11 protein-coding genes are annotated in these 18997 nt (G+C 69.1%); 1 reads left to right on the top strand and 10 read right to left on the bottom strand.

The features are described from left to right. Window positions 1–32: 32 nt before the first annotated feature. Window positions 33–1106, top strand: coding sequence for a uroporphyrinogen decarboxylase (gene hemE / locus ACF3M1_RS12595; RefSeq protein ID WP_394001141.1), 1074 nt, complete (start codon window positions 33–35; stop codon window positions 1104–1106). A gap of 174 nt (window positions 1107–1280) precedes the next feature. Here the strand turns inward: hemE and ACF3M1_RS12600 are convergent, their stop codons facing one another. From ACF3M1_RS12600 to ACF3M1_RS12645, 10 genes are all read right to left on the bottom strand, one after another. Then, window positions 1281–2384 carry a toxic anion resistance protein gene (locus ACF3M1_RS12600; protein ID WP_394001143.1) on the bottom strand — a complete coding sequence of 368 codons (1104 nt, stop codon included), beginning with the start codon at window positions 2382–2384 and terminating at the stop codon, window positions 1281–1283. Next, complete coding sequence (locus ACF3M1_RS12605; protein WP_394001145.1) at window positions 2381–3124, bottom strand: hypothetical protein; 744 nt, start codon at window positions 3122–3124, stop codon at window positions 2381–2383. The genes ACF3M1_RS12600 and ACF3M1_RS12605 overlap by 4 nt, the downstream gene beginning before the upstream one ends. Then, on the bottom strand, window positions 3124–8457 hold the full coding sequence (locus ACF3M1_RS12610; RefSeq protein ID WP_394001147.1) for a DNA repair ATPase: 5334 nt from the start codon (window positions 8455–8457) through the stop codon (window positions 3124–3126). Before ACF3M1_RS12610 ends, ACF3M1_RS12605 begins: the two co-directional genes overlap by 1 nt. Window positions 8458–8539: 82 nt before the next feature. Continuing rightward, a complete protein-coding gene (locus tag ACF3M1_RS12615; RefSeq protein ID WP_394001149.1) occupies window positions 8540–10543 on the bottom strand; it encodes a hypothetical protein in 2004 nt (667 codons plus the stop codon). 43 nt (window positions 10544–10586) lie between these two features. Continuing rightward, entirely contained in the window at window positions 10587–11213 is a 627-nt protein-coding gene (locus ACF3M1_RS12620; protein WP_394001151.1) for a hypothetical protein, read from the bottom strand. Between the two features lie 600 nt (window positions 11214–11813). Beyond that, complete coding sequence (gene pdeM, locus ACF3M1_RS12625; RefSeq protein WP_394001153.1) at window positions 11814–12488, bottom strand: ligase-associated DNA damage response endonuclease PdeM; 675 nt, start codon at window positions 12486–12488, stop codon at window positions 11814–11816. Beyond that, window positions 12481–15150 (bottom strand): ligase-associated DNA damage response DEXH box helicase, encoded by a 2670-nt coding sequence (locus tag ACF3M1_RS12630; protein WP_394001155.1) that lies wholly within the window; start codon window positions 15148–15150, stop codon window positions 12481–12483. The genes pdeM and ACF3M1_RS12630 overlap by 8 nt, the downstream gene beginning before the upstream one ends. An 83-nt stretch (window positions 15151–15233) precedes the next feature. Next, a complete protein-coding gene (locus ACF3M1_RS12635; RefSeq protein ID WP_394001157.1) occupies window positions 15234–16940 on the bottom strand; it encodes a cisplatin damage response ATP-dependent DNA ligase in 1707 nt (568 codons plus the stop codon). Further along, window positions 16937–17911: a hypothetical protein gene (locus ACF3M1_RS12640; protein WP_394001159.1), complete on the bottom strand. Its 975-nt coding sequence runs from the start codon at window positions 17909–17911 to the stop codon at window positions 16937–16939. The genes ACF3M1_RS12635 and ACF3M1_RS12640 overlap by 4 nt, the downstream gene beginning before the upstream one ends. A gap of 11 nt (window positions 17912–17922) precedes the next feature. Beyond that, a complete protein-coding gene (locus ACF3M1_RS12645) occupies window positions 17923–18945 on the bottom strand; it encodes a ligase-associated DNA damage response exonuclease (protein ID WP_394001161.1) in 1023 nt (340 codons plus the stop codon). Between the last annotated feature and the right edge of the window lie 52 nt (window positions 18946–18997).

Consider the following 18997-nt stretch of genomic DNA (forward strand, 5'->3'; position numbering starts at 1 on the left):
GCCTCCGCCTCCACCAGGAAATTCCAGCCCCGATGTCCGCCGTCCTCAAGAACGACCGCTTTCTCCGCGCCCTCCGCCGCGAACCCGTCGACCGCACGCCCGTCTGGCTGATGCGCCAGGCTGGGCGTTACCTGCCGGAGTACCGCGCATCGCGCAAGGCCGCCGGCAGCTTTCTGGCGATGGCGAAGAACCCGGAGCTCGCCTGCGAGGTCACGCTGCAGCCGCTGGCGCGTTTCGACCTCGACGCCGCGATCCTGTTCTCCGACATCCTGACCATTCCCGATGCGATGGGCCTGGATCTGTATTTCGTCGAAGGCGAAGGCCCGAAGTTCCGCCATCCGGTGCGCGACGCCGCCAGCATCGCCAGGCTCGGCGTGCCGGACATGGAAACCGAGCTGCGCTACGTCATGGATGCGGTGCGGGTGATCCGCCGCGAGCTCGACGGCAAGGTGCCGCTGATCGGCTTCTCCGGCAGCCCGTGGACACTGGCCTGCTACATGGTCGAAGGCGGCGGCAGCAAGGATTTCGCACGCATCAAGGCGATGGCGCTCAACGATCCGAAGGCGCTGCACGCACTGCTGTCGGTCAACACCGATGCGGTGATCGCCTACCTCGCCGCGCAACGCGCGGCCGGCGCGCAGGCGCTACAGGTGTTCGATACCTGGGGCGGCGTGTTGTCGCCGGCGATGTACCGCGAATTCTCGCTGCCGTATCTGACCCGCATCGCGCAGGAGTTGCAGCGCGGCGACGACGCGGACCGCACGCCCCTGATCCTGTTCGGCAAGGGCAACGCCGCGTATCTCGACGAACTCTCGCGCTCCGGCGCCGAAGGTGTCGGCGTCGACTGGCTGATCGAACTCGGCGACGCAGCGCGTCGCACCCAGGGCCGTGTCGCCCTGCAGGGCAACCTCGACCCGACGACGCTGTACGGCGCGCCCGACGCGATCCGCGCCCAGGTCCGCCACGCGCTCGACAGCTACCGCGACGGCAACGGCGGTTCGCGCGACGGCCACATCTTCAACCTCGGCCACGGCATGTCGCCGGACATGAATCCCGATCACGTCGGCGTGCTGGTCGACGAAGTGCACGCTTACAGCGCGCGCTGACCTGCAGCTCCCCGTAGAGCGCGCTCGCGCGCGAACGCGCGTTACCGGGATGGCGTCTTCGCGCGCAAGCGCGCTCCTACGCAGCAGGATGTGGGACGAACGCGGCGGGTCGAAGGAGGTGGACGATTCCCGGTAGACATGCCGAATGCCCGCGTCGTGAGCCCGGTGACCGTTTCAGGCGCCGTCCGTCGGCGCCGCCAACCGCTTCTGCACGTCGTCGCGCAGGCGCGCGAGTTCGCCTTCCGCCTCGCGGCGCTGCTGCATGCCGTCGCGATGGATGCTGCGCACTTCCTCGACCGTCTGGATCAGCTGCTCGTGCACATGGCGCAGCGTGGCGATGTCGATGACGGCACGCTGGTTGGCCTTCGCGGTCTCGACCGAGGTCTGACGCAGCAGGTCGGCATTGCTGCGCATCAGCTCGTTGGTCGCGTCGTCGATCGCATTCGACAGTTCCACCGCGTTCTTCTGCTCGCCCAGCGACAGCTGGATCGCGAACTGCCGCTTCCACGACGGGATCGTGATGTTGCGGACGGTGTTGAACTTCTCCACCAGCTGGATCGCGTTGGCCTGGATCAGCCGGATCATCGGCAGCGACTGGTCGGCGGCGTGCTGCATCACCAGCAGATCGCCGACGCGCTTGTCGAGCAGGCGCACCGCGTTCTCGATTTCCGCGCGGCGCGTGCGCGACTGCGGATCTTCCTGACCGACCAGCGTCGCCTGTTCTGCCGCGAGGCTCGCCAGCCGCTCGCGGCCCGCGATGACGTGCACGCCCAGCGCGCGGCGTTCGTCGAGCACCACGTCGTGCATGCGGTCGAAGTCGGTGATCCGGCGCGTCAGCAGATCCTGCTGGCGGCCCACATCCCCCATCAGCCGTTCGATCTGCTGATTGGTGTTGCTGAACTTCTGCACCAGCTCGTCGCGGCCGGACCGCATCTTGTCGATCAGACGCCCGAGCACCGGCACCTTGGAGCGGCCGGCGAAGCTGCCCAGATCGAGCGAGCGCGCGATCCGCACGACTTCGCCCAGCTTGTCGCCGGTCGCGTCGAGATCGCTGTTGCGCACCTGGTCGAGCAGCTGGCTGGAAAACGCGGCGGTCTTGCTCGCGGCGTCACGGCCGAAGACGTGCAGGTTGCCGGGCGTGATGTCCGCGAGGCTGCGGCCGACGACCTCGATGTCGGCGCGGTCGGCGGGCACCAGGCCCAGCGACTGCAACGCGGCATCGTCGGTCACCGGCGTCGCCGACGGCACGTGCGTGGGATAAGCGGTGTCCTGGGTCATGCGTCGGTCTCCTGGGGCCTGTCGGCGCGGTCAAACGCGCCTTGGGCGAGTGTAGCGGTGATGGCGTCGAGTTCATGGGCGACATCGGCCTCGATGTCGGCGGCGGTCACGGCGTGCGCAGCGCCCTGCGTGGTGCGCTCGCCGGCGGCGCGTTGCCGCCACAGCGGCAGCAGCACGTCGCGGACGTTGCGGTAATGCGCGAGCACGGCCTCGTGCTGCTCGGCGATCAGCTGCAGCTGCCGCGCCGACAGCGCGTGAGTCGCGCGCACCGTGTCAAGGTGCTGGGCGCGGCGCAGGCGCAGATCGTGGTGGGTATCGTCGTAGGCGATCGTCTCGCGCAGTGCGGCAGCGGCCTGGTCGAGACGGTCGAGCGCAGGCATCGATGCCGCGAGACGCGCACGATGCGCGGTGATATCGGCGCGCAGCGCGGCAGCGGCGCGGTCGGCATCGATCAGCAGCACGCCCATGCGCGCGCCGAGTGTCTCGGCCTCGTGCTGGTCGATGACATCGCGACCGGTCAGGCGCGCGAACAGGCCGGCACGCGGTCGGCCACGCGCGGGCAATGCGGCGCGCATCGCGATGTGCAGATCACGGAGGCGCGCGACGAGGGCGGCCGCAGGCGCGGCATCGAGCGTGTCCGCGACATCGGCAGCGGCAAGCTCCGCGATCACCGCATCGCCATAGGCCGAGATGCCGGCCGCGTCGCCGGGCATCGCGTCGATGTCGTCATCCGGCCACATCAGGCCTGCACATCCGGATCCGATTCGGCCGCGCCGAGACGATCGAGCGCGGCATCGAGACGACGCTCGGCTGGCGTGCGCTCACGGCGGCGCGCCGGCGTGCTGCTGTCGAGCGCCGTACCGCGCGTGCGCAGCCACTGCGCCAGTTCCGCGAGCGCGGCATTGAGTGCCGCCTGCCCGGCGACCGACTGGCCCAGCTGCGCAAGCAGTGGTCCCGCGGTTTCGCGCAACACCGCCTGCAGTTCACCTGCGACCCCCTTCGCCGAGTCGTCGGGCCCGACCACGGGCGCCGCCGCGACAGGCGACGGGGCAGCGGGCGGGCGCAAGTCGTGCAGCGCGGCCAGCAGCTGGTCCCACGGCGCAGCAGTCGCCGGCGTGTCGCTGCCCTGCCCCATGACCTGCAGACCGGCGGCGATGTCGGCCAGCTGCGCGACCACGCGCGCACCGGTGTCGGCGTCTTCGCCGCCCATCGCCTTGTCGCGCATGAAGTCGCGCTTGATCTGCGCCCAGCGCGCGGCACCCGTCTCGTCGAGCGTGCCGCGCAATTCTGCGAGCTTCAGCAGGTTCTCTTCGGCGCCGGTGGTCAGCAGCTGCGACTCACCCGTGTAGTGGTCGTCGAGCAGCTGTTCGAGCTCGGCGGCATTCATCACCGGCGAGATCTTCTCGGCCAGCTTGTTCATGTTGCGGTAGCTGCCCTGCAGACGGAACGCCGGTTCGGTGCGATAGCGGTCCGCCTGCGCGGCGCTGGCGATGTACTGCTGGTTGACGCGGTAGACGATCTCGCTGACCTGCAGCAGCCGCTGCAGGGTCGCGGTGAGTTCGTTGACCTCTGCGCCGCTGTAGGCGTGGGAGAGATCGTTGGTCGAGACCTCCTTGCCGGCCGCGCGTCCGGCCAGCAGATAGAGGTCGGCCATGTCGCGCGTCGCCAGCGGCGCGAGCACCGGGTTGGACGTCAGGCTGTTCTCGATGTAACTGAGCTTGAAAGATTCCTCCATGCCACCGAGCACGTCGCCCAGGTTGTAGATGTCGGCGCGGTTGGCCAGCATGTCCGGAATCTTGAACACCTCGCCGGATTCGGTATACGGGTTGCCGGCCATGACCACGCAGAACTTCTTGCCGCGCATGTCATAGGTTCTGGTGCGGCCTTTCCACACGCCTTCGATGCGGCGCGTGCCGTCGCACAGCGAAATGAACTTCTGCAGGAATTCGGGATGGGTGTGCTGGATGTCGTCGACATACAGCATCGTGTTGCTGCCCATCTCCAGTGCGAGATTGAGCTTCTCCAGTTCCTGGCGCGAAGTCGCATCGGGCGCCTGCGCCGGATCGATCGAGCGCACCTCGTGGCCGAGCGCCGGGCCGTTGATCTTCATGAAGACCAGACCCAACCGGCTGGCGACGTATTCCATCAGCGTCGTCTTGCCGTAACCGGGCGGCGAAATCAGCATCAGCAGGCCCATCAGGTCGCTGCGCTTGTGTTCGCCGACCGTGCCCATCTGCTTGGCGAGGTTGTCGCCGATCAGCGGCAGGTAGACATCGTTGATCAGCTTGTTGCGCACGAACGAGGTCAGCGGCCGCGCCTTGAACTCCGACAGACGCAGTGCGTCGCGCTCACGCGCCGCGATGCGCTGGCGCACGGCCTGGTAGCGGTGGAAGGCCGGCACGAAATGCAGGCGATGGTCGTCGAAGCGCTGCACGAAGCCGTCGAGCGACAGCCGCAGGCGACCTTCATGCACGCGCGGATGCTCGCCCAGCAGGCCGTCGACATCGGTGATCAGCGTGACCTCGCGCACCGCGTGCGGCAGCGTGTCGGCGGCGAGCAGCAGCACGATGGCCTCGGGCACGTAACCGGCGAGCGCGGCATGTGTCTCGCTCGCACCGAGCGCACCCAGCCACTGCGCGGCCAGCGACCAGCGCTGCGCCAGCGGCGCCGCCGCATCGGAGAGCGCGCGCTCGACATCGGCGGTCAGACCCGCGCTGTCCAGCGCCTTGCGCAGTGCGTCGCGCAGATCCCGCGCGTAATGGCTGATGCCGAACGTCGGCGCGCCTTCGCGCAGCTCCTCGAACAGGTAGTCGGCCGCAACCGGTGCGAGCGCCGTATCGAACGGCAGGTCCTGCGCCGCGACGAACGCCGCCAGTGCATCGGCGATCTCGGTGCGCAGCGCGTCGACGCCGGCGTCGGACGCGAACAGCTGGCGGATCGCGCGCGCCCCGGCGCTGCGCTCGGGCCATTGCGCGGCGGCGGTGCCGTCGCGGCCGAAGGCCCAGAACGCCAGTGCCAGCGCACGCGCGGCCGGCGGTTTCGCCAGCGGACCGGCCTTGGCATGCAGCGGCAGCAGCGCACGCAGGATCAGCGCCGCGTCATGGTCGTGAATGCCCTTCTCGTAGCCTTCGCGGTAGCGCGGCGCGGCGAACGCGCGGACGCTGCGTTCCAGCGCATCGGGTTCGGACAGTGCGCTCTGCAGCGTGTCGAGATCGAGACCCTCGCGACCCTCGGTCGCAGCCTGCAGCACCAGACCGGCGAGGTATTCGGCGCGGGCGATGTCCGGCGATTCGGAATCCAGCGTCACCTGCCAGTAGGGGCGCAGCGCTTCGAGTTCGGGATCATCGATCGGCGCGTAGAAGTCGGTGCCGGTCAGATGGATCGACAGGCCCTCGCCGCGCGGCAGGATCGTCAGGTCCAGCGGCTGCGTATTGACGCTGAAGCGGTGCCGCGGCCCGAGCCGGATCACCTGGCCGCCGCCCTCGAACAGATCGCTGCGGTCGCGCAGGCTGCGCACCGACTGGTCGCGCACGGCCTTCAGCCGCGCTTCGACATCGTCGGCCTTGACCGTGTCGCGGTAGTCGCGCAGGCGCGTGGCGAGCTCGCGCAGCTTGAGGATCAGCGCATCGCCGGCGAAGAAGGCATTGAGTTCGTCGGCCGTCTCGAAGCGCTCGGTGCGCCGCGGCAGGCCGTCGAGAATGCGCGCGGCCGCGTCGAATACCGCCTGCGCCTTGCGCTGGCGCGCGTCGAGCAGCGACTGTTTGTGCGCTTCGAACGTCTCCAGCAGTTCCTCGCGCTTGGCGAGGATGTCGCCGAGGAACTGTTCGTGCTCGCCGAACTGGCCTTCGATTTCCTCGAGCTGGACCATCAACCGCGACAGCTGTTCGTCCGCGCGCTCGGGATCGGTCGCGAGCGCCAAGGCGCCGGCGATCGCCTGCCCGAACAGCGCGAACTGCGCGCCGAACTGCGCGACCGCTTCGGCCGAGCCGAGCGTGCGACGACGCTGGTCGGCGCGTGCACGGGTCTGGTTGAGCCGGGCGTACAAACCGGAGATCGCATCGACGACGCGCGTGCGCTCGGTCGCATCGTCGACCTTCAGCGTCGCCATCAGCTCGGACAGCATGTCCAGATCGCCGGACAGCGCCTGCATCTCGGCGATCGATGCGGCGAGTGCTTTCGCGGTCGTCGCAGCCTGCGCCTCGGTGTCCAGCACCTGCAGGCGCTCGGACACCGGCTGCAGCGCACGCTCACCGGCGAGGAAGGCGCCGGTTGCTGCGCCGACGCTGTCCTGCGCGGCCTGCAACGCCTCGCCCATCGCATCGATGGCGTCGGTGTCGACGTAACGCAGCTCGCGGATCGTCAGCAGATGACCGCGCTGCTTCGAGATCTCGTTGAGCGCCTCGACGAACTCCTCGATCCGGTTCCAGCTTTCGGGCTGCAACCGGCCCAGCAGCGCGCGATGCGCGGCTTCGGCCTCGCGCATCGCCGCATCGGACTGGCGGCGGATGCCTTCGACCTTCTCGTACTCGTCGAGCACCGATTCGCCGGTCGCGGCGATCTCGTGCAGCAGCGCGCCCGCGCCGTCGCTGTCGGAATCTTCCAGCCAGTGGTGGGCGTCGAACAGGCGACGGGTGTCGTGCACCAGCAGCTGATAGCGCTGCAGTGACACGTCGCGGCCTTCGATCGTGCGCGCCAGGTCGAGCAGGTTGGAGATGCCGCGCACCAGCTCCGGATTGCCGATGCGCCCCATGAACCCGCTGCCTACCGGGGCCTGCGCCGCGAACTCGTCGCTGGTGAAGGGCGTCTGCCAGACCTGCATCGGGTGCACGCGGGTCGGCGCATCACCCTCGGCATGGAACAGCACCATGCGGCCGTCATGCAGCAGTGCGTAGCCGTGTCCGAACACCGGGTTCTGCAGCGCCCGCTGGATGGTGTTGTAGACGAACAGCGCCGATCGCCCCGCCGCCCGGTCGTAGAACACGTACATCACGTCCTCGCCGTTGGGCGAGCGGATCGCGCGCTTGAACTGCATGCCGTCCATCTGCGCATCGAAAGCACGATGGTCGCCGTTCTGCAGGTAGTAGCCGCCTGGGAAGATGATGCCGTGGTCTTCCGGCAGCTGGACGCAGGCCTGCACGATGGCGTCGTTGCGGACGATCCTGCCGGTGATCGTGTTGTAGATCAGGCCGCGCCACTGCTGTTCGCGATACGGCAGGACTTTCAGCAGGATCAGCGTGCCGACGCGCGCGAAGTCGAAGGTGGCATCGTCAATCGACTGGGTGCGGTCCTCGACCGCCTCATCGAAGATGCCGGCGCCGGTTTCGGTGTTGTTCTCGACCTTGACGGTGAGATCGCCACCGGTGGTCTCGACGAACAGCGTGTCGAGGATGTTGAGATGCGGATGCCGGCCGTCGACCGCGAGTTCGCGGGTGGCGCGCGTCCATTCGAAATCGAACGGCGGTGGCAGCGCGATGTCGCGCTCGCCGCGGGAGTCGAGGTAGGTCAGTTCGCCGGTGTTGGCGATCGACCAGCGGAAGACGCGCACGTCGGTGCTGCGCTCGCCGATCTGGAACGTCGCCAGCAGGCGGCTCTCGCGGACGATCAGCTGCAACAGACGCGCGTGCTTGTAGTAGGCGTAGAGCTCGGTGAGATCGTGGACGAATCCAGGCTCCGCCAGGAACGTGCCGGCCGGGTCCACCGGCACCACGTCGTAGCCGCCTTCGGCCTCGACCAGGCGGTAGAGTCCGAACACGTCCTCGATCCGGGTCTGGCTCTTGAGCCCGATATAGACGTTGTAGCCGAACAGCACCTGGTCGCCGGGAATCTGCACGACGTCGCGGCCGACGCAATTGTTCTCGGTGCGGATGCGGAAACGCCCGACGACCTCCATGCGGCTGTCGCCGAACTCGGCGAGGCGCCGCGTGTTGAGCGATTCGGCGAGCACGCGCAGGCGCGTGCCCTGCTCCACCAGGCGCCGGCGCAGCACCTCGTAGGCACCGCCGCGGGCGACGGCCTGGTCGATGTGGGCGTCTTCGGGGGACGCCGTCGTGGCGTCCTGGGGTTGTTCGGTCATCGGCTCACGATCCGGGCTGGCGCGGGCGCGCGCTCACGGCGACGCCCTGCGTTCGAGATGGCGACCTGGGCCGCATGCGGGTTCAGGCGGGATCGCCCTCGACGACGCGAGGCGCCGGCGTGCCACCACCGCGCGCCGCAGGCATCGCCGCGCTGGACACACCGAGATAGCGCTGCAGCAGATCCTGCAGGATCGGGCTCTTCTCGGTCAGGCCTTCGATGGAGCGGCCCAGCGACACCGCCTTGACCACGTTCTCGAACATGCCGCCGTCGCCGCCGATCAGATCGATGTCGGCATTGCGCAGCGCGGTGGCGATGACCTCGGCGTTCTCCTTCGACACTTCCTTGCCCGCCTCGAACGCCGCCAGCGCCTGCTTGAGGCTGGTGTCGAGGGTCATGCGGAACTCCTCGTGGCCGCGCGCGGTATCGCTGAGCGCGTCGATCGCACCGAACTTCTTCGTCAGGCCTTCCGCCTCGGCGAAGAGCTTCTTCTCGATGACGCTGGCTTCCGCGAGGCCCAGCGATTCGGTCGCCGCTGCCTTGGCGCGGCCCATCTGCTCCTCGCCCTGCGCACGCGCAGCCAGCTGCTCGGCCAGCACCTTGGCCTCGGCGGCGCCCTGCTTGAGGTTGGCATCGGCCATCGCATCGACCACGCGGGCCTCGGCGATGCCGACCTTTTCGATCGCCGATGCACCCGCTTCCTTGACCTGCGCCTCGGCCAGGCCCGGCGCGGCGCGCTCGGCCTGTACGCCCTCGGCCAGCAGCTTCTTGGCCTCGGCCTGCTTGCCGGAGGCATCGAACTCGGCCTGCGCCAGCGTGGTGATCTCGACCGCGCGGTGACGGGCTGCGGTCTCGCGCGCCTCGGCTTCCTTGACCTGGCGCACCATCGACTCCTGCGCCTTGGCCTCGGCATCGAGGATGGTGATCTGCTTCAGGCGATCCGCCTCGGAAACTTCGCGCAGTTCCTTGATCCGCTCTTCCTCGGCCGCGACAGTGCGGTCGATGGAAATGCGCTCGCGGGTGATGTTGGCGACGTCCATGCGGCCCTGCTCGACCACCTTGTCGCGCTCCACGCCCTGCAGCTGCACTTCGCGATCGGTGGTGACCTGCTCGAGCTTGCGCGCGCGCTCGACGCGCTCGGCCTCGATGGCGACGGCGCGCTGGCGGTTCTGGGTGGCCACTTCGACCTCACGCAGGCGGTTCTCCTCGCGGATGTCGATCAGCTGCTGCGCCTCGATGCGTGCGTTCTCCGACATCTGGCGCTGCTCTTCCTGCACCTTCTGGGTTTCCGCGGTCTCGCGCGCCTGGATGGTCTCGATCTCGCGCTTCTGCCGCGCCTCGGCCTCGGCCTGCTGGCGCTCGAGCGCGAGCGTCGCCTCGCGGGTCTCGACGTTCTTCTTGGTGATCGCCAGGCGCTCGTTCTGCTCGAGCTCGTTGGTAACCACGTTCTGGGTCGCGGTGAGCTCGGTGATCTTGCGGATGCCCTCGGCGTCGAGGATGTTGTGCGGATCGAGCACGTGCTTGGGCGTCTGCTCGAGATAGTCGATCGCGACGTCCTCGAGCACGTAGCCGTTGAGGTCGTTGCCGATCACCGAAATGATTTCCTCGCGGAATTCCTGGCGCTTCTCGAACAGGTCGGTGAACTCGAACTTCTTGCCGACCGTCTTCAGCGCTTCGGAGAACTTCGCGTTGAACAGTTCGTCGACAGCGTGCTTGTCGGACGCGCGATCGGCACCGAGCGACTTCGCGACCCGCAGCACATCGGCCTGGGTCTCGTTGACGCGCAGGTAGAAGGCGACCGCGATGTCGGCGCGCATGTTGTCGCGGCAGATCAGGCCCTCCTTGCCGCGCCGGTCGATCTGCAGCGTGATCAGGCTGATCTTCATCAGCTCGGCGCGGTAGAGCACCGGCACGATCAGCGCGCCGGTGAAATGGACCTTCGGCTGCGCGCTCATGTCGTTGACGATCAGCGCGGTGCCCTGGTCGACTTTCTTGTAGAAGGCCTTGAACAGCCCGGCGATGCCCAGCAGGGCGACCAGCAGCACACCCAGGCCGATCAGGAAGGGGGCGATCGTGGCAACGCTCATTGCAGCTCCTTGCACATGAGACCCGCGGACGCGGGCCGTGGGATCAAAGGGTTCGGTATTGGGTTTCGGGCAGCACGCGCCAGGCGTGCGCGCCGGCGTCGAACGCGACCAGCACGACGCGGTCGCCGCGGCGCAATGCGGTACCGGGCTCGGCGCGCACCTGCAGGATCAGACCGGCGCCGCCGTCGTCGACATCGGCCATGCCGGCGCGCTCGGACACCTGCGCCGTGCGCACCACGGCGACCTGCCCGAGCAACGACTGCTGCGCCGGGGTGCGCCGCGACAGCAGCCAGCGGCGCAGCGGACGCAGCAGCGCCGAAGCGATGAACACCGACACGACGGACGCGACCAGCGCGACGCCACTGCCGACCAGCCAGCGCAGCCAGCCGGCGAACTGGCCGAGCACGAACAGATGCGTGAAATAGGTCAGGAACCAGGCGATGAAGGCGACCAGGGTGACGACCAGCATCAGCGGCAGACGATCCAGCCCCAGGCGGCCGAGCATGCCGGCGAGGCCGGACGTATCGCCCAGCTCGACGGCATCGAGACCGTCGAGATCCAGATCCACGAGGCCGGTCGCCGCCAGCAGCCAGTAGATCGTGCAAAAGGCCAGCACGATGCTGTAGACGAGCGTGGGATAACCCAGCGCCGTGCTTGTGAATTCCGCCATCCCCGTCCCGCTCCCTGATGCGGGCCGCTCTACGGCCCATCCCCTTCCATCGTTCCTATCATGCCAGCGCAGCGGGGCGCGGCGCCATCGCCGGTCAGGCGCCGAACACCCGCGCGCGGTACCGACGGCGCGCGGCGCTCGTGACGGATCTCGGGGTGACCGTTGGGGACGTCCGCCTCGACGGGGTTTGGCCACGCGGCCGGAGGACAGGCCATCCCGCCATGCCCGGCCTGAAAGGCGTCGCGAAGGGCCATCCGGATCGCGCGTGATCAGCCGACGGTATCGCGCAGCCGCCGGTGCCGGTGAGCTGGATGCGTTGTCCGTTGTCCGAGCTGCCAGGCGAGGTCGGCATCCTGGTCGACGAGGTGTAAACCTACAGCGCGCGCTGACCTGCAGCTCCTCTGTAGGAGCGCGCTCGCGCGCGAACGCGCGTTACCTGGACCGCGTCATCGCGCGCAAGCGCGCTCCTACACGAATGGCCCGGGCGATGCGGTTGGTGTCCACACGGCGTCCAGGCTTGTCGGCGCGCCGTACCGGAATGTCGGTACGGCGCCCGCGCTCCGCCCTCGTTGACCCCGCGCCCCGAACCCCGCGCGCCCATCACCCCGACACGTCGACCACCACATCCGGCGCGCACGCGAACAGCCGCGTGCCGGGTTCGCGGTCCACGCGCCAGCCGCCGGCGAAGGCAGTGAAGGCCGGCAGCACGCCGGCGGTGTCGTCGAAGCGGAACGCCGGCAATCGCGGCACGCCGGGCAAGCGCACCACCGGATGCAGGTGACCGCCGAGGCGGTATCCCGCGACATCGGCGGCGTCGGCCGGGTCATGGACGAACACGAACGGGGCGAATGTCAGCAAAGCGCCATGCACGTGCAGACCCAGCGCCCCGGCCAGCGCCGGCTGCGCGCGCAGCGCCCGGTCATGATTGCCGCTGACGAGTTCCACCGACAGCGCCGCGCGCCCCACCCGCCAGCGCGACCAGGCCTCACGCCAGGGTGCGTCGTTCACCGCCGCGTGCAACAGATCGCCGAGCACCAGCAGCCGCGTCGCGTGCGTGGCATCGAGCAGCGCATCGAGCCGCTGCAGATCGAGCGCGGTGCCGCCACGCGGCAGCGCGATGCCGGCGCGGCGGAAATGGTCGCCCTTGCCCAGGTGCAGATCGGCGATCGCCAGCAGCGACATCCGCGGCCACCACAGGGCGCGGTCCGGCAGCAACACCACCGTTTCCCCGGCCAGCGCGATCTCCAATGCGCCGGGCACTGCCGGCTCAACCACGGTTGCGCTTCTCCAGCTGGGCGGCGGCGCGCTGCACGCGGGTGCGCCAGTCCTCGGTGCTGAGCTGGCCGCGCAGCGACTCGGCCCACAGTGGAAACGACAGCGGAGTGAAGGTCTTCATCGGGTGCAGGTCCAGCGTGCGCCGGCTGCAGTCTTCCAGCGTCTCGCGCAGACGCACGACCTCGAGCTGGGCGGCGAACACCTCGCGTTCGGCCAGTGCCAGCAGCATGTGGTCGGGATCATGCTGGCGCAGCACGTCGAACAGCAGGCCGCTCGAGGCCTGCAGCTGGCGCATCGAACGCGGCGCGCGGCCGGGCAGCGAGGGCGGCAGCAGGCCGGCGACGCGGGCGATGTCGCGGAACTGGCGGCGGGCGAGTTCGGCGAGGTTGAGGCTCTCGCGCAGGTCTTCGAGCAGGCGCTCCGGCGTCAGCAGCGCGGCGACGTCGTCGGCGTCGATCTCGACCGCCTGCGCCGGTGACAGCACCAGGCCGTAGTCGTTGACCGCGAAGGTGAAGCTGTTGCGCGCGCGCCGGCCCCAGCGCAGCGACAGCAACGCAGCCAGGCCTTCGTGCACGTGACGGCCGGCGAACGGGAACACGAACAGATGGCGTCCGCCGCGCGCGTGCACCCATTCGACCAGCAGCCGGTCCGGCGCCGGCAGGGCGGACAGATGCTGCTGCAGGTCGAGCAGCCGCGCGATCGCACGCACCTCGGGCGCCTGCCTCGGCCCGTCGAACACGCGTTCGACCTCATGCGCGAGTGCGCTCGACAGCGGCATGCGGCCGCCGTTCCATTTCGGCACGGTGCCGGTGCCGGCCTTGGCGACGCGCACGTAGGCGGTCATGTCTTCCAGCCGCACCAGCTCCAGCGTGCGGCCGGCGAACTGGAATTTGTCCCCGGCGCGCATGCGTCCGATGAAGCTCTCTTCGACCGCGCCGAGTCCGCCGCCGCGCATCAGCTTCACGCGCACCGCGCCGTCGCTGGTGATCGTGCCGATCGACAGGCGATGACGCAGCGCGACGCGCCGGTCGGTGACGCGATAGAGGCCGTCGTCGTCGCGCTCCACCCGACGGAAATCCGGGTAGTGCGCCAGCGCCTGGCCGCCCTGCACGATGAAGTCGAGCACGGCGCGCCAGCTGGCGTCGTCCAGTGCGCGGAAGGCCTGCGTGCCGCGCACTTCGTCGCGCAACGCGTCACTGTCGAAGCCGCCGCCCAGCGCCAGCGTGACGCAGTGCTGGGCCAGCACGTCGAGACTGAGTCTCGGCGCAGGGCGCGATTCGATCGTGCCTTGGGCCACGGCTTCGCGCGCGGCGGCGTATTCGACCAGCTCCAGGGCATGCGTCGGCACGCAGACCACATGCCCGGCCTCGCCCGGGCGATGCTTGGCCCGGCCCGCGCGTTGCAGCAGGCGCGCGACGCCCTTGGGGCTGCCGATCTGCAGCACCTGGTCGACCGCGGGAAAATCGACGCCCAGATCCAGACTGGATGTCGCGACGACGCAACGCACGCTGCCGTCACGCAACCCGTCTTCGGCCGCGGCCCGCAGCTTCGGATCCAGCGAGCCGTGATGCAGCGCGAGCGTCTCGGGTGCCTCGGGCCACACCGCCGATAACGCGCGATGCCACAACTCGGCCTGCGAACGGGTGTTGCAGAACAGCAGGCTGGTGCGTTCGGCCATCAGGCGCTCGAGCACGCGCGGCAGCTGGGCGAGCCCGAGATGACCGCCCCACGGGAAGCGCTCGTCCTCGTCGGGGAGCAGCGTGTCGATGGTCAGGACTTTCGGCGCGACGCCGGCCACCGTCGGCGCGTCGGGCAGGTGCGGTAGCAACGCGTCACGTGCCTCGTCGAGGTTGCCCAGCGTCGCCGAGACGCCCCAGATCCGCAGCTGGGGGTTCAGCGCGCGCAGCCGCGCCATCGCGAGCTGCAGCAGGACGCCGCGCTTGTTGCCGAGCAGCTCGTGCCATTCGTCGACGATCACGCAGCGCAGCGTCGCCAGTCGCGGGCCGGTATCCGGATATGAGAGCAGCAGCGACAGCGACTCTGGGGTGGTGATCAGCGCGTCGAGCTTGCCTTCGCGCGCCAGACGTTTGTCACGGGCGCTGGCATCGCCGGTACGCAGACCGATCTGCCAGTCGAGGCCCAGCGCCTCGACCGGTGTGCGCATCGCCCGCCGCGTATCGGCGGCGAGCGCGCGCAGCGGCGTGATCCACAGCAGCGACAGATCGCGCGGCGCGGTGCGGCTTCGTGACGCGCGGGCGCGAGGTGCCGAGGCGACGGCCCTGCCTTCGACGGCCCCGTTGTCTGCCGGCACCGAAACGGACGCGGCCGACGCCGACAGGCGCGCGTCACCGCGCGTGCCTCTCGCCTTGGCGCCCGCCGTCACGACCGGGCCGGACTCGCCATGTGTCGTCGGCTTCGACGCTGGACGCGGCGTCCGTGTGCGTGCCGTGGTGGCGGCTTTGATCGCGAGCGCCTCCAGCAGGGGGCCGCCGAGCGCGGCCAGGGTCTTGCCGCTGCCGGTCGGCGTCTGCAGCAGGCCGGATTCGCCTGCGAGATACCGGCGCCAGACCTCGCGCTGGAACGGTGCAGGCGTCCAGCCCTGGACGTCGAACCAGGCGCGCAGCGGCGCGTCGGGGCCGCGCAGGCGCCTGTTCGCCGCCACAGGGCTGGCCTCATCTCTCGTCTCTTCGGGTCGAGACGCCGTTGGGACGGCGCGCTTGGCCGCCGCGCGCGGCGCGCGTGGCGTCATCGCGCCAACGCCTTCAAGGTGTCGAGCCGATCGGCCTCGGCCATCGGCTTGTCCTGGCGCCAGCGCAGGATCCGCGGAAAGCGCACCGCGATGCCGGACTTGTGCCGCTTGGACACGTTGACGGCTTCGAACCCCAGCTCGAACACGTGATGCGCCTTCACCGAGCGCACCGGTCCGAACCGTTCCAGCGTATTGCTGCGGATCCACTTGTCGAGCGCGAGGATCTCGCTGTCGTCGAGACCCGAGTACGCCTTGGCGACCGGTACCAGGGTGTCGCCGTCCCACAGGCCGAAGGTGTAGTCGGTGTAGAGCGTGCTGCGCCGGCCGTGGCCGGCCTGCGCGTAGAGCAACACCGCATCGATGGTCAGCGGATCGATCTTCCACTTCCACCAGTCGCCGCGCCGCCGACCGGTCTGGTACGGCGCGTCCGCGCGCTTGAGCATCAGGCCTTCGACGCCGCGATCGCGCGCCTCCTCGCGCAGCGTCGCGGCCGCCGGCCAGTCTGCAACCTCGACACGGGGAGACACCACGATGCGCGGATCGCCATGCGCGGCAATCAGGGCCTCGAGGGCCGCACGCCGCTCGTGCTGCGGCCGCGCGCGCCAGTCGTCGCCATCGCGTTCGAGCAGGTCGTAGACCTGCAGGCGCACCGGGGTGTCGGCCAGTGTCTTGGGGCCGGGCTTGAGGCGCTGGATGCGCGTCTGCAGCGCGGTGAACGGCAGCGGCGCACCGTCGTCGCCGCGCCACGCGAGCAGTTCGCCGTCGAGGACCACGCCGTCGGGCAGCGACAGTGCGGCCGCCTCGATTTCGGGAAAGCGTCCATCGAGCCGCTCCTCGCCCCGCGACCACAGCGCCACTTCGCCGTCGCGGCGCAGCAACTGCAGACGGATGCCGTCCCACTTCCATTCGAGCAGCCAGTCGTCGATCGGCCCGAGCGCGCGCTCGACAGCCTGGGGGTCGTTGGCGAGCGCGATGATGTCCGGCGCAATCTGCGGCTCGCCGTCTTCGGTCGGCGCAGCCTCGGGCAATCCCGCTTCGGCACGCAGCGCGGATTCCAGCGGCGAGGCGAGAAAGAACGGATACGGCTGCTGGCGATCGCCGGGCAGTTCCTCGACCGTCAGCAGATCGCGCAGGAACTCGGGCGTCGGCGCCCAGCTGCCGAGCATCCGCTGCGCCACTCGCGCGATGTCGATGCCGGTGAGCTCGGCCAGCGCCTGCTGCACCAGCCGCTGCGACACGCCGACGCGCAGCGCACCGGTCAGCAACTTGTTGAACAGCAACCGCTCGTCGAAGCGCAAGGTCCGCCAGGCATCGACGATCACTGCGCGCCGCAGTTCGACGTCCTGGTTGGCGATCGGCAGCAGACGCGTCTCGATCCAGTCCGCCAGTGCGATATCGGGCGACGCTTCGACGGGATCGTCGAGCAGCAAGGCCAGGGTTTCGCCCAGATCGCCGACCTGATCGTAACTGTCGTCGACCAGCCAGTCGGGCGTTCCCGACTCGACCGCGATCCACTCCCGGAGCTCACGGGTATTGGCGATTTTCTTGCGGGCGCTGGCGACCTTGCCGCCCGACAGCAGATACAACGCCCACGCCGCATCGCGCGGTGGTGCCTCGCGGAAGTAGCGAATCAGGGCGGCACGTTTGTCGAGGGTGGCGGTGCTCTGGTCGAGCTCGCGGTAGAGCTGGGCGAAGCGCTTCATGCGTGGGCCTGCGCTATCGGGCTGCCGCACTCGTGCGGGTTACCGCCCTCGTTCAGGTCCGCCAGCGCCGGCAGGCTGCAGCCCGCCCTCGCGCCGCTGCGCGGTCGTTCCGATCCGTCATTCCCGCGAACGCGGGAATCCATGGACGTTGGTGTCGTAAAGATCGAAGCCGCTGGATGACCCGCCATTCGGCGGTTGAGAAGCGCCCCACCTGCGCGGAAATGACTGGCCATGGATGTCGCTTCTGCAGTGGTTTTTGCGGTTGTTTTCGCAGTTGCTGCTGCAGTTGCTTGAGTTGTTGCTTGTGACGTATCGAGCCGTAAAGCGAGCCGAGCATCGCAGGGCCGCGAGGCCGGAGAGCAGCCCATGTCTGAGCGCAGCGAGTTTGGGCTGCGTGCCTCGTGGACCGAGAAGCGGAGGGGACCGGTGCGGCGCAGCCGTGCCGGATCGCGTCCGGCGAAGACGGTTTGACTCGCGCTTTCAGCGCTCGCCCTTCGGGCCGGCTTCGCCGTTCGCCAGCGCCTTCGCGCTGTCGTGCTTACTTTTGCCAAGACAAAAGTAAGCCGCGCAACAGCGCGGAAGCCTTGTTTTTGATCCACGGCTTTCGCTGCTCTGGCATCGCGCTTCGCCTGACAAGAAAAAGCCGGAAACAAGTGCAAAGCTTTCGCCCGCTGTCGCGTGCGAGTTCCTTTTTGAAGGACCAAAAAGGAACCAAAACGTCCTTTCGCCGGACACTCGCCGATGCGATGAACCCGCATCAGTGCCCTGCGCTCCTCGCCCGATCCGGCACGCTGCCCAAACTCGCTGCGCTCAGACATGGGCAGCTCTTCGGCCGGATCGGCCTCCGGTGCTCGGCTCGCTTTACGGCTCGACGCCGCCGAACGCAAAAGCAAAAGCAAAGCAACGACCGAAGCAGAAGCCAGATCGAAAGCGAACCCAAAAGCCGAACCCGAACCCGAACCCGAAGCCAAGCGACCGGCCGTCACTCCTCACCCCCGAAATCCGTCCGGAACGCCTCGGCGGCAATGCCGTCCTCGTTGAGCGCACGAATGATCGCGTCGGTATTGCCATGTGTCGCGATCACGCGCGACGCCCCTGTCTCGCGGACGGTGCGCATCAGGTCCGGCCAGTCGGCGTGGTCGGAGACCACGAACCCGCGATCGTAGTTGCGACGGCGCCGGTTGCCGCGGATCTGCATCCAGCCCGACGCGAATCCCTGTTGCGCACGGCGGAACCGCCGGATCCACGAACTGCCGGCCGCAGAGGGCGGCGCGAGGACCAGCTTGCCGGCGAAGTCGGCGGCCTTGTCGGTATCGGCCACCGGCAGCGTGCCGATCATCGGCACGCCAGCGCGGCGGTACACGTCGACGCCGTTGGCGACCGCGCCGTGCAGCAGCACCGGCGCATCCGTATGCTCGGCGAGTTCGGCCAGCACGCGCTGGGCCTTGCCGAGCGCGTAGCAGTACAGGATCGCCGCTTCGTCGCGTTCGGCGCAGTGCTCGCGCCAGGCGACGATGTCGCGGGCGACCGCCGAGGTGTCGGGCCAGCGATAGACCGGCAAGCCGAACGTGGCCTCGGTGATGAAGGTGTCGCAGCGCACGACCTCGAACGGATCGCAGGTCGGATCGTGCTGGCGTTTGTAGTCGCCCGAGGCGACCCAGACCTCACCGTCGACCTCGACCCGCACCTGCGCCGAGCCGAGCACGTGCCCGGCCGGATGCAGGGACACGGTCGCGTGGCCCATCTGGAACGGGACGCCGTACTCGTGCGCCATGTAGATCTGCTCACCGAGTCGCCATTCGAGGATGGGCAGGCCGATCCGGGTCGTGTGGTAGGCGCCCATGCCGGTCCGGGCGTGGTCGCCGTGGCCGTGGGTGATCACCGCACGCGGCACCGGCCGCCAGGGGTCGATGTGGAAGTCGCCCGCCGGGCAATACAGGCCTTCGGGGCGCAGCTGGATCAGATCGCCCGCGGCACGGGCACGCGGAGTCGGAGTGGGAGCCATCGGCGGAGTCTGGGCGGGCGCACGTGCAGGACGCGGCAAGCTTGGCGCGCCG

The organism is Luteimonas sp. WGS1318 (assembly GCF_043187535.1).
Taxonomy (GTDB): domain Bacteria; phylum Pseudomonadota; class Gammaproteobacteria; order Xanthomonadales; family Xanthomonadaceae; genus Luteimonas.